Below are 12415 nucleotides of genomic sequence, written 5' to 3'. Positions count from 1 at the left end.
ATTGCTTCAAAAAATAAATGACAACGCTGTCATTTTTACTGTAACATTGAGTTAACTAAAGTTGAGTGTCGTATTAACGGCATAAGTATAAGCAACGGTAGCGCTGCATTAAGAGATGAAGAGGGGTGTCATGGGGTTAGTCCAGACAAAAGATCAACAACTGTTTATCGGTGTTGATGGGGGCGGCAGTAAGTGCCGAGCCACTATCTATACTGCGGACGGTACCGTTTTAGGGACAGGTGTTGCTGGGCGCGCTAATCCGCTGCATGGTCTTGCACAAACATTTGCATCTATTGAAGCATCGACTCGCCAAGCTCTGCTGGATGCGGGCATGAAGGAAACCGATAGCCATTTACTCGTCGCGGGCTTAGGGCTGGCAGGGGTCAATGTGCCGCGCCTGTATCAGGATGTGATCAGCTGGCAACATCCGTTTGCCGCCATGTATGTCACAACCGATCTTCATACCGCTTGTATCGGTGCACACCGCGGCGCGGATGGTGCGGTGATCATTACGGGTACAGGTTCTTGCGGTTATGCCCATGTCGGTGATGACAGCTTAAGCATTGGCGGACACGGTTTTGCGCTGGGAGATAAGGGCAGTGGGGCTTGGTTAGGTTTAAAAGCCGCCGAGCATGTGTTACTCGCCCTCGATGGCTTTGCCGCGCCGACTGCTTTAACCGAGATGTTATTAAAGCATTTTGGGGTAAGTGATGCCTTGGGCATCGTCGAGCATCTCGCCGGTAAGTCTTCGAGTTGCTATGCCGAATTGGCCAGAAGTGTACTCGATTGCGCCAACGCGGGTGATGAAGTCGCTCGCGGGATTGTGCAGGAAGGCGCCGATTACATCAGTGAAATGGCACGCAAGCTGTTTAGCCTCAATCCAGTGCGATTCTCGATGATCGGTGGTCTTGCCGAACCGCTACAGGCATGGCTTGGCAGCGATGTGGTGGCCAAGATTTCTGAAACCTTAGCGCCGCCAGAAATGGGTGCCATGTACTTCGCTCAACAGCAATTTAACTCAGTTAACATTAATGAATAAGCCGTTTTAGCGCATCAGTGCTAAAGCAATACCCGTATTGATTTGTAAGGTAAATAACATGACAAACACTATTATGGAGCAAGAAGCTCGCACCGCGCCGCAGAAGATTGCGGGTCAGTTAGCCGCTAACGCCGATTTAATGCAGCAGTTAGGTGAAAAACTGCGTGCTTTCGATCCCCGTTTTGTGATGATTGTGGGCCGTGGTTCATCGGACCATGCGGGTGTATTTGCTAAATATCTTTTTGAAATCGAAGCGGGTGTACCCACCTTTGCCGCCGCGCCATCAGTGGCCAGCGTTTACGGTAAAACCTTGAAGTTAGAAGGCGGATTAGTGATTGTGATTTCGCAATCTGGCCGCAGCCCTGATATTTTAGCCCAGGCGCGTATGGCAAAAAACGCAGGCGCGTTTTGTGTGGCGTTAGTGAACGATGAAACCGCGCCAATCAAGGATATCGTCGATGTGGTAGTGCCGCTACGTGCTGGCGAAGAGAAAGCCGTTGCCGCAACCAAGAGCTACCTTGCAACTCTGTCGGCGATTCTACAATTAGCCTCGGCGTGGACGCAGAGCGAATCCCTCGCGGCGGCTGTTAACTCATTACCGCAAGCACTGCAAACTGCGGTCGATGCTGAGCCACAATTGACTCCAGCATCGGTTGAAAACGTGAAAAACTTAGTCGTTTTAGGCCGTGGCTTAGGTTATGCCGTGTCTAAGGAAATCGCACTTAAGTTAAAAGAAGTGTGTTCTATCCATGCCGAAGCCTTTAGTAGTGCTGAGTTCCTCCATGGTCCTGTGACCTTAGTGGAGAAAAAACTCACGATTGTGGATGTCTGCATTGGCGATGAGTCGTACGCTAGCCATATCGAACAGATTGAAAATGTGAGTCAGCGTGGCGCCGATTTAGTGCACTTAAATCAAACGTCGACGGATATTCACCCACGTGTTGCGCCGTTAGCCCTGCTGCAACGTTTTTATATCGACGTGGCCGCAGTCGCGATTGCCCGTGGTATTGACCCTGACCAACCCGCTGGGCTGAAAAAAGTCACTCAAACGCTGTAATGAATGGCCGTTGTCGCCGCGTTAATTTGAAAAGAGGTTTGGGATGAAATTCACCTTAATTGCCGAGCAACTGTTTGATGGTGAAGCCTTCCATCGGGATGTGCCTGTCACCATTGAAGATGGGCTGATCGCCAGCTTAGACACCGCATCGGGTGCTAAGGAAATTCGCTACTCAGGCACCCTAGTGCCAGGTTTTATCGATGTACAAGTTAACGGCGGTGGCGGCGCGTTATTCAATAGCAGCCCAACGGTCGCTTGCATTGAAACCATAGGCAAGGCGCATGCTCGCTTTGGTACCACAGGCTTTTTACCCACGCTTATCACTGATGATGTGCAGGTGATGGCCAAGGCTGCCGATGCGGTTGCCAGTGCGGTCGCGAAAAAGAGTGCAGGCGTATTAGGCGTACATTTTGAAGGCCCGCATCTTTCGGTACCTAAAAAAGGCGTACATCCACAAGGCTTTATCCGTGAGATCACCGAGGCTGAACTGGCGATTTTTTGCCGTCAGGATTTAGGTATTCGAGTGGTGACCTTAGCGCCTGAAAATGTCTCGCCCGAGGTGATCCGCCTGTTGGTGGAGTCGGGCGTTAAAGTGTGTTTAGGCCACTCCAATGCGGACTACGATACCGTTGTCGCAGCATTAGCGGCGGGGGCGACAGGCTTTACTCACCTCTACAATGCTATGTCACCCTTAGGTTCCCGTGAGCCAGGCATGGTGGGCGCGGCGATTGAGAGCGAAACCGCTTGGTGTGGTTTGATTGTCGATGGCCACCATGTTCATCCAGCTGCCGCAAGGGTCGCCCTGCGCGCTAAACCCCGTGGCAAAGTGATGTTAGTGACCGATGCTATGCCACCAGTAGGCATGGATGATGAAACCAGTTTTGAGCTGTTTGGTACTCAGGTGCTGCGTGTCGGCGATAGATTAAATGCGGTGACGGGTGAACTGGCAGGCTGTGTGTTAGACATGGCGACCGCGGTTGAGAACAGCGTGAAGATGCTCGGTTTACCGCTCGGTGAGGCCTTGCGGATGGCGTCTTTGTATCCTGCCGAGTTCCTTGGCATTGCCAAGAACGTTGGTCGGTTAGCGGTAGGGCAGCGTGCCGATTTAGTACTACTGGATAATCAACACAAAGTGCTGGCCAACTATATTGCTGGAAATGCGGTTTATGTTCGCCCTTAGTGTGGGTTGAGTCAGTAAAGCGTTAACCTTGGCCCTTGTCGTATTTTGATGACAGGGGCTAAGTTTTTTTATTGTACAGTCTGCATTTTGCTCAAAAGTTATAAAATTAGTGAAATAACAATAATAAAGGATAATGGTATGAGTACGACTGCGCCGGGATCTGTCGCCAATACGGGCGTGAATGCTCAGGATGCTGCCGCGAAAAAGAGTCAGTCAAAACCGCGGTTGATGTCCCTCGATGCCTTGCGCGGCTTCGACATGTTTTGGATTTTAGGTGGTGAAGCCCTATTTGGCGCCTTGCTTATCTTGACGGGCTGGGCTGGCTGGCAATGGGGTGATACCCAAATGCACCATAGCGAGTGGAATGGGTTTCGCTTCTATGATTTGATTTTTCCGCTGTTTATTTTTCTCTCTGGTGTTGCGCTTGGATTATCGCCAAAACGCTTAGATAAACTACCAATGCATGAGCGTATGCCTGTGTATCGCCACGGGATTAAGCGACTGTTTCTTTTGTTGTTGCTGGGCATTCTTTACAACCATGGTTGGGGAACGGGGGTGCCTGCCGATCCTGAGAAAGTCCGTTATGCCAGCGTCTTAGGTCGAATTGCCTTTGCGTGGTTTTTTGCCGCCTTGTTGGTGTGGCATACCAGTTTGAGGACCCAAGTGCTGGTGGCCTTGGGCATATTAGTGGCCTATGGCGCGATGCAACTCTGGTTGCCGTTTCCTGGTGGACAGGCTGGAGTGTTATCACCCACTGAGTCAATCAATGCTTATGTGGATAGCCTTTTATTGCCAGGTGTGAGTTATCAAGGACGAACGCCCGATCCTGAAGGCGTGTTATCGACACTGCCCGCCGTAGTCAACGCCTTAGCGGGTGTGTTTGTCGGTCACTTTATTGTGAAATCCCATCCAAAAGGGGAGTGGGCTAAGGTTGGCTTATTGAGCGTTGCTGGTGGTGTTTGTTTGGCCCTAGGCTGGTTGCTGGATGGGGTTATTCCCGTCAATAAAGAGCTGTGGACAAGCTCATTTGTATTGGTCACTAGCGGTTGGAGCATGCTGCTGTTAGCGCTGTTTTATGCCCTAGTGGATGTGCTCAAATGGCAAAAGCTCACCTTTATTTTTGTGGTGATAGGCACTAACGCCATCATTATTTATTTGGCCTCTAGTCTGGTGGATTGGAAGTATATCGCCCAGAGTGTGTTCGGTGGCGTTATCGCGGCATTACCAGAAAATGCTCAGCCCTTAGCGGCCGTGATTGGTTTGCTCACCGTTCAATGGTTAGTGCTGTATTGGATGTATCGTCGCAATATTTTTGTGCGGATCTAACGTCGATAGCAGATTTTTTTCAAAGCCGCAGACTCACCTCTGTGGCTTTTTTATTTCTAGCACACAAAGAGCTCAGAGCATCTTTGGTTGTAAATCAGCGGTTAACTGAGAGTTTAGGGCTCATTCTGGGCAAACAAGGCCATTTTGCGGGCTAAATCGCAAATGACAGCGTTGTCTTTTTGTGTTGTTTGTTTTAACATCACTGAAACAATGGTGCGTTCGGATGATAACATTAGCCATTGCAGATGAGTTGCGATACGGATGTGCGGAATACTCAGCGGTTTTTAGTCCCGCCATCACCTTAAAAAATTAATTACTATAAGAAGCAGGTTTATGGAAATGACACTCGATAAAAGCCAGCAGAAAAGCAGTTTTCTCCCCATGGCGATAGTGGCAGCACTCTTTTTCATCCTCGGATTCGCAACGTGGTTGAATGGATCTTTGATGCCCTATTTAAAACAAATTTTGCAACTCAATCCCTTCCAAGCCTCATTAATCCTGTTCTCTTTCTACATTGCAGTGACTTTTACCGCGCTACCTTCGGCGTGGGTGATCCGTAAAGTGGGTTATAAAAATGGTATGGCACTGGGGATGGGCATCATGATGCTCGCCGGCTTACTGTTTATTCCTGCGGCTAAAACCCAAATATTTGGTCTGTTTTTATGTGCGCAATTAGTGATGGGCACAGGCCAAACCTTGTTGCAAACTGCGGTCAATCCCTACGTGGTTCGCCTTGGACCGGAAGAGTCTGCTGCGGCCCGAGTGAGCGTGATGGGCATTTTGAATAAAGGTGCAGGGGTGATTGCACCCTTAGTTTTCTCTGCATTGATTTTAGATAGCTTTAAAGACCGCATTGGGACTACGTTAACCCAAGTGCAAATTGATGAAATGGCAAACAGCTTGGTTTTCCCTTACCTCGGTATGGCGATTTTTATTGGGGTGTTGGCACTTGCTGTAAAAAAATCTCCACTGCCAGAACTCTCTAATGAAGATGAAGTGGCCGAGCACACTGATAAAGGCCAAATCAAAGCGGCCTTATCCCATCCTAACCTTGCATTTGGGGTTATCGCGCTATTTGTGTACGTTGCCGTTGAGGTGATTGCCGGCGACACTATCGGTACCTTTGCCTTATCGCTCGGGGTTGAACATTACGGTGTGATGACCTCATACACTATGGTGTGTATGGTTCTGGGTTATACCTTAGGGATTATCCTGATCCCTCGCTTTATCTCTCAGCCAACGGCACTGATGATTTCGGCGATTCTTGGCCTATTACTGACCCTAGCCATACTGTTTGGGGATAACCATTCCTACGCGATTGCCAATGTGCTGTTAGTGCCTTTCGGCGGGGTGGCCTTGCCTGATACCTTACTCTTCATTGCCTTCTTAGGATTAGCCAATGCGATTGTTTGGCCTGCGGTGTGGCCTCTGGCACTGTCGGGTTTAGGTAAGCTCACCAGCACAGGTTCGGCATTACTCATCATGGGGATTGCGGGTGGTGCTTTCGGTCCACTGTTTTGGGGACTCACGAGTTCGGCCACCGATATGGGGCAGCAGGGCGGTTATATGGTGATGTTACCTTGTTACCTGTTTATTCTCTTCTATGCCGTGAAAGGCCATAAGATGCGTCACTGGTAATCGGTTATCACGCGATGTAAAAAAGCCCTCAACAGAGGGCTTTTTGGTAATTGCAGGGCGTGAATTAGAAGGCGTAGCTGACTGTTGCTAAAACGGTATCGTCGTTTTCCCACACACCGTCGGAGACTTTCTGATCGCCGCTCAAGTCAGTGCCAAGCCAAGCGAGCGACAGGCCAAATCCCATAAATTCGGTGGATACGCCGACGGAATAATCCGAGTAGCTATCAAAGCCTTCACCATCGTCTAAGGCATCGCCTACGTTGTAGCCGTAATGCAGATCGAGGCTCCAGTTTTCAACAAACTCATAGGAGTAATTGATTTCGCCGTAGTGATAATCTAAATCGCTGCCACCGTAATCATTGGTGTACCAATAGGCTACGCGAAAGCCGCTAAACTCGACACCAGCTGTTACTTCGAAATAGCCGAGATCACTCTCGCCCGAATAGTTATAGCGGTTGAGGGTCACGTCGTAGCTGACGTTATCATTGATGTCACCGCCGTAGGCAACATAAAAGTCATACTCGATATCTGGACCGTTGTAACCTGGCTCGTCAAAGTCGACATTACTGGCCCAGGCGCCGACCGAAAATCCTGACTCAAAACTCCAATCGACACCGCCTTGAACCGCGGGATCGCCCGCAGTTTGCGAGATGCCACGGAAGCGATAATCGTTGGTTACGCCAATTTCCCCCGACACTTCTGCGGCGGTAATGCCGGAGAATAAGCTGGTCGTTAGCGCGAGCCCAACAACTTGTGCCAGCCGCTTTTTATTTAGGTTGTTATTCACGGTATTTCTCCCATTTTCTTGGTTGACACGGATGTACTAAGTTCTTTTAGCTTTTAAAACAGGCTAGTACATTCGTTGCTTTGCCAAACAACAACTCAGGAAACCCCGTAGCTGTGACCTCATGGCGAGTTAAGCTAAATCGCTTTAGCTTGGTTAAACGAGGTAAAAAGCACCCCTATGAAACTCACTTTTGTTCGAAGATGACATAAACCTTGCGACACGGTTCAACGACTTGCCACACCCCTTGAAACCCCGCAGGAATAATAAATCGGTCGCCGACACTGAAGGTTTGTGACTGTCCCTCAAGATCTGTGATGACGCTGGTCCCTTCGAGGATCTCGCAATACTCGTATTCAGTGTAGTTGATTTTCCAAGCACCTGATTCGCTTTGCCAAATTCCACTATGGAATTGATTACAGGGGCTAGAGTAATGATTCTGTAATTGCTGGGTGGGGTTACCAGAGATGCGCTTTTCTGGGGCGACTTGATAACTTTCCACCGGCGACTGTGCGCTGGCAAAGCGAATGATCGAGGTTACGCTCATGGTCATATTGGCTCCACCGAGGTTATTTCATGGTGGGCATAACAAACTCGGCCTGAGTCTGTTTGCCTACGGGCCAGCGTGCCGTGATGGCTTTACGTTTGGTATAAAAACGTACCCCATCAGGACCATGCATATGCAGGGGACCAAAGAGCGAACGTTTCCAGCCACCGAAGGAGTGGAAGGCCATAGGCACTGGGATGGGCACGTTAACCCCTACCATACCGACCTGCACATGGTGGCAAAAATGTCTGGCAGCCTCACCGCTTTGGGTAAAGATGGCGGTGCCATTGCCAAATTCATGTTGGTTGATAAGCGCCAGTGCGCTGGCATAGTCTTTAACCCGCACAATCGACAGCACTGGGCCGAAGATTTCTTCGCGGTAAATACGCATCTCAGGGGTGACGTTATCGAATAAACAGGCCCCTAAGAAGTAACCCTGCTGATGATCGGCCACGCTTAACTGACGACCATCTACCACTAAGGTCGCGCCTTCTTGGACGCCAGCGTCGACAAATTCCGTGACTTTGGCGAGGTGCTGGCGGGAGATCAACGGTCCCATTTCCATCTCTGGGGTGAGGCCATTGCCCACTTTTAACTGTTGAATTTGCGGTAATAATCTATCGACCAGCTTGTCGCCCACATCTCCTACGGCCAATACCACCGAAATGGCCATACAACGCTCGCCGGCGCTGCCATAGGCGGCGCCCATGAGGGCACTCACCGCTTGATCTAAATCCGCATCCGGCATCAGTAGCATATGGTTTTTCGCGCCGCCTAAGGCTTGCACCCGTTTACCGTGTTTAGATGCGGTGCTGTAAATGTATTCGGCTATCGGGGTGGAGCCAACAAAGCTGACGGCTTGAATATCTTCATGGCTGAGCAGGGTATCGACGGCCTCTTTATCACCGTTGACCACGTTAAATACCCCCGCAGGGAGACCAGCTTCGGTGAGTAATTCCGCAATACGCATTATCGCGCTTGGGTCTTTTTCCGAGGGTTTCATAATAAAGGTGTTACCGCAGGCAATCGCGATTGGGAACATCCACATGGGAACCATCACGGGGAAGTTAAAGGGCGCTATGCCTGCGACAACACCTAAAGCTTGATTGACTGACCAAGCGTCTACGCCACCGCCGACCTGCTCCGTATGCTCCCCTTTGAGCAAGTGTGGGATACCACAGGCAAATTCGACGACTTCGAGGCCGCGGATGAGTTCTCCCCGCGCATCATCGAGCACTTTGCCGTGCTCTAAGGTAATCAGTCGCGCCAACTCATCCATATGTTGCTCGACCAGCGCTTTAAACTTAAATAACACACGAGCACGATTGAGGGGCGTTACCTGTGACCAAGTGTCGAAGGCCGATTTGGCGATAGCAATGGCGGCGGAGACTTCGTCGCGACTCGCGAGGGAGACCTGACCTCGGCATTCTCCCGTAGCGGGTTCGAAAATCTCTTGGCTTCTTGTACTGGCGGCGGAGTGCTCGCCATTCACATAATGAGTCATTGTCAGCATAGGTAACCTTTCAATTGCCCCCAATTTGGGCGTTAGATAAAAAATTGTGCATCATCCTACGGCGCGAATTGCATCGCTTAGGCTGTTAACTATTTGGTCTATTTGATGTTTATCTACGATTAACGGTGGGGAGATGGCGATAATATCGCCCGTCGCCCGCACGAGCGTGCCTTGATGGAAACAATGCTCGAACACGCTGTAACCTCGTTTACCTACGCCTTGGCTATTCGGCGCGAGTTGGAAGCCTGCGACCAATCCAGTGTTGCGGATATCAATCACATTCGGCAAACCTTTGAGGCTGTGAACGGCATCCTCGAAATAACGCTCAAGTTCGAAGCTGCGTTCAAATAGCTGTTCGTTTTCATAGATGGACAGCGTAGCGAGCGCCGCGGCCGCCGCTACTGGATGCCCTGAATAGGTATAACCGTGGAAAAACTCGATGAGTTCGGTGGGGCCTTGCATACAGGTATCGTGAATAAAATCCTGCACAAACACGGCGCCCATTGGAATTGCGCCATTATTGATGGCCTTGGCCGTAGTGATTATGTCGGGGATAACGCCCCAGCGCTGGCTGGCAAAGGCGGCGCCGACGCGACCAAAGGCAGTGATCACCTCATCAAAAATCAACAGGATGCCGTGCTTTTGGGTGATTTCGCGTAGGCGCTTTAAGTAACCCTGTGGCGGTAAAATCACCCCCGCCGAACCCGACATAGGTTCAACGATAACGGCGGCAATATTCTCAGCGCCGTGGAGTGTGACGAGTTGTTCTAATACTTCGGCTTTTTCGGCACCTAGGCTAGGTAAGCCACGGCTAAAGGCTGAATTTTGAATATCTAAGGTGTGCGGCAGGTGATCCACGCCTTGCAGCAGTTGGCCACTAAAGGCTTTACGGTTATTGCTCAAGCCCCCCACTGAAATGCCACCAAATCCTACGCCATGGTAGCCCAGCTCACGGCCAATAAAACGGGTGCGCGATGCTTGGCCATTGGCTCTGTGGTAACAGAGTGCCATTTTAAGCGCGGTATCGACGGACTCTGATCCAGAGTTGGTAAAGAAGACCTTATTGAGTCCTTCAGGGCTGAGTTCAGTTAACCGCTCGGCGAGTTCGAAGGCGAGGGGATGACCCATTTGGAAGGACGGCGCGTAATCCATCTCGCGAATTTGCTTGCTAACGGCTTCGCTGATCTCACGGCGTCCATGGCCGGCGTTACAACACCACAAGCCAGCCGTTGAGTCTAATACCTTGTTGCCATTGATATCCGTGTAATACATGCCTTCTGCTTGGGCGAGCAGGCGAGGGCTAGCTTTAAACTGGCGGTTGGCGGTAAAGGGCATCCAATAATGTTCGAGAGAAGGATGCTCATGCGTTGTGTTGTAGGGTGAATCGGCCATAGTGTTTACCTTGTCCTTTTCCTTGTTAAATGAGGTCAGGTCTTCGTTAAGGGTGGCTAATATTTGCTATGCTATGTTAGAAATAATGAACATGGAAGAGGTGTGTGCAGTTATTTGTGGCAAAAATGCTATTTTTGTAAAAAATATTGAATATTAATGATTGAACAGCGTAATCTAAGCAGCAGTTAACGACTTAGGTCATCTTTGGCATTTGGCCGTCGAGATAGCCCTCATCCCAATAAAGCTAAAATAAACAAATACAAACGATTAAGAGGTCATCATGAGTACACCTAAAAAACGGAGTGATTGGGAAAGCCTCGCTGCTAGCCTAGCAATCAATGGCAAGGCTTATATCAATGGCGAATACCGCGATGCGGCAGCGGGCAGCACCTTTGATTGTGTCAGCCCAATCGACGGACGCGTATTAGCCAAGGTCGCCAGTTGCGATCTGATGGACGCCAATATTGCCGTCGCTAATGCCCGTGAGGTGTTTGAATCTGGCGTATGGTCAAAGACAGCTCCCGTTAAACGTAAGCAAGTGATGATCCGTTTTGCCGAGTTATTGGAAGAAAACGCCAATGAACTCGCCCTGTTAGAAACCTTGGACATGGGTAAGCCAATCCGTTTTTCAAAGGCGGTAGATATTGCCGGCGCCGCCCGTGCTATCCGTTGGTCGGGTGAGGCTGTTGATAAACTCTACGATGAGCTGGCACCTACGGCACATAATGAAATCGGCATGATCACCCGCGAACCCGTAGGCGTGGTGGCGGCGATTGTGCCTTGGAACTTCCCGTTATTGATGGCCTGTTGGAAGCTGGGGCCAGCGCTGGCGACGGGCAACAGCGTTATTCTTAAACCCTCTGAGAAATCCCCCTTAACGGCCATTCGTATCGCTGAACTTGCGGTACAGGCCGGGATCCCTAAGGGCGTGCTAAACGTACTGCCAGGTTATGGGCATACGGTCGGTAAGGCACTGGCGCTGCATATGGATGTCGATACCTTAGTCTTTACTGGCTCAACAAAAATCGCTAAGCAATTAATGATTTATGCGGGCGAATCGAATATGAAGCGGGTGTGGCTCGAGGCTGGTGGTAAGAGCCCGAACATTGTATTTAACGATGCGCCCGATCTTAAAGCGGCGGCGGTGGCGGCCGCCGAAGCCATTGCCTTTAACCAAGGTGAAGTCTGTACCGCAGGCTCGCGTTTGCTGGTGGAATCTGGGGTTAAAGAGCAATTGATTGCGCTGATTGCTGAAGAACTCGCCTCGTGGCAGCCCGGGCATCCGCTGGATCCCGCTACCGTTAGCGGCGCTGTGGTCGATAAGCAACAACTAGATACCATCTTAAGCTATATCAAGGCGGGTCAAGATGAAGGCGCCAGTTTAGTCCATGGTGGACAGCAAGTGCTGGCCGAAACGGGCGGCGTGTATGTGCAGCCCACTATCTTTAGCCAAGTACACAACAAGATGAAAATCGCCAGCGAGGAAATCTTTGGCCCAGTGTTATCTGTCATTGAATTCAATGGCATGGACGAGGCGATTGCGATAGCCAATGACACCATTTACGGCTTAGCTGCTGGCGTGTGGACGGCGGATATCAGCAAGGCGCACAAAACCGCCAAGGCACTGCGTTCGGGTATGGTGTGGATTAACCATTATGATGGTGGCGATATGACGGCGCCTTTCGGTGGTTACAAACAGTCGGGCAATGGCCGCGATAAATCCATGCACTCCTTCGATAAATACACCGAAATCAAGGCGACTTGGATAGTCCTCTAAGTCGTTTGACTCCCTCTCAAGCCTCTTTACGCCGATTCGAAAGGGGCTTTATTTTTTCTGGTTAACCCTCTAATTAAATGGATAAAGTGGCGCAAGGGTGCCTCTTAGGGATTTTTGCTGTACATTGCTCGGATGATGAACTCATTTGCTAAGGGATGTTCT

The 12415-nt window shown here is 50.3% G+C and carries 10 protein-coding genes; 6 read left to right on the top strand and 4 right to left on the bottom strand.

Translation table 11 applies throughout. The features are described 5' to 3' along the window. The first annotated feature begins 130 nt into the window (after nt 1-130). The 5 genes from nagK to nagP all read left to right on the top strand — a co-directional run bounded on the left by nagK (nt 131) and on the right by nagP (nt 6240). Complete coding sequence (gene nagK / locus SHEWMR4_RS15385; protein ID WP_011623684.1) at nt 131-1039, top strand: N-acetylglucosamine kinase; 909 nt, start codon at nt 131-133, stop codon at nt 1037-1039. Between the two features lie 58 nt (nt 1040-1097). Next, nucleotides 1098-2096, top strand: a complete 999-nt coding sequence (gene nagB-II / locus SHEWMR4_RS15380) for a glucosamine-6-phosphate deaminase NagB-II (RefSeq protein ID WP_011623683.1) — start codon at nt 1098-1100, stop codon at nt 2094-2096. Between the two features lie 43 nt (nt 2097-2139). Further along, complete coding sequence (nagA, locus tag SHEWMR4_RS15375) at nt 2140-3276, top strand: N-acetylglucosamine-6-phosphate deacetylase (protein WP_011623682.1); 1137 nt, start codon at nt 2140-2142, stop codon at nt 3274-3276. A gap of 138 nt (nt 3277-3414) precedes the next feature. After that, nucleotides 3415-4602: a transmembrane glucosamine N-acetyltransferase NagX gene (gene nagX, locus SHEWMR4_RS15370; protein WP_011623681.1), complete on the top strand. Its 1188-nt coding sequence runs from the start codon at nt 3415-3417 to the stop codon at nt 4600-4602. A 339-nt stretch (nt 4603-4941) separates the two neighbouring features. After that, entirely contained in the window at nt 4942-6240 is a 1299-nt protein-coding gene (gene nagP / locus SHEWMR4_RS15365) for an N-acetylglucosamine MFS transporter NagP (protein WP_011623680.1), read from the top strand. Between the two features lie 64 nt (nt 6241-6304). Here nagP and SHEWMR4_RS15360 read toward each other — a convergent pair whose 3' ends face one another. From SHEWMR4_RS15360 to SHEWMR4_RS15345, 4 genes are all read right to left on the bottom strand, one after another. After that, nucleotides 6305-7027 carry a TorF family putative porin gene (locus SHEWMR4_RS15360; protein ID WP_011623679.1) on the bottom strand — a complete coding sequence of 241 codons (723 nt, stop codon included), beginning with the start codon at nt 7025-7027 and terminating at the stop codon, nt 6305-6307. Nucleotides 7028-7211: 184 nt separating this feature from the next. Beyond that, nucleotides 7212-7577: a cupin domain-containing protein gene (locus tag SHEWMR4_RS15355; protein WP_011623678.1), complete on the bottom strand. Its 366-nt coding sequence runs from the start codon at nt 7575-7577 to the stop codon at nt 7212-7214. 16 nt (nt 7578-7593) lie between these two features. Beyond that, nucleotides 7594-9084 (bottom strand): CoA-acylating methylmalonate-semialdehyde dehydrogenase, encoded by a 1491-nt coding sequence (locus SHEWMR4_RS15350; RefSeq protein ID WP_011623677.1) that lies wholly within the window; start codon nt 9082-9084, stop codon nt 7594-7596. A 51-nt stretch (nt 9085-9135) separates the two neighbouring features. Further along, on the bottom strand, nt 9136-10476 hold the full coding sequence (locus SHEWMR4_RS15345; RefSeq protein ID WP_011623676.1) for an aspartate aminotransferase family protein: 1341 nt from the start codon (nt 10474-10476) through the stop codon (nt 9136-9138). A 280-nt stretch (nt 10477-10756) separates the two neighbouring features. Between SHEWMR4_RS15345 and SHEWMR4_RS15340 the strand changes: the two genes are divergently transcribed. Continuing rightward, entirely contained in the window at nt 10757-12253 is a 1497-nt protein-coding gene (locus SHEWMR4_RS15340; protein WP_011623675.1) for an aldehyde dehydrogenase, read from the top strand. Nucleotides 12254-12415: the final 162 nt, after the last annotated feature.

Source organism: Shewanella sp. MR-4, from assembly GCF_000014685.1.
In the GTDB taxonomy this organism is placed as follows: Bacteria; Pseudomonadota; Gammaproteobacteria; order Enterobacterales; family Shewanellaceae; genus Shewanella.
Note: the sequence above shows the minus strand (reverse complement) of the source record. Positions and strands in the feature narration are given on the sequence as shown.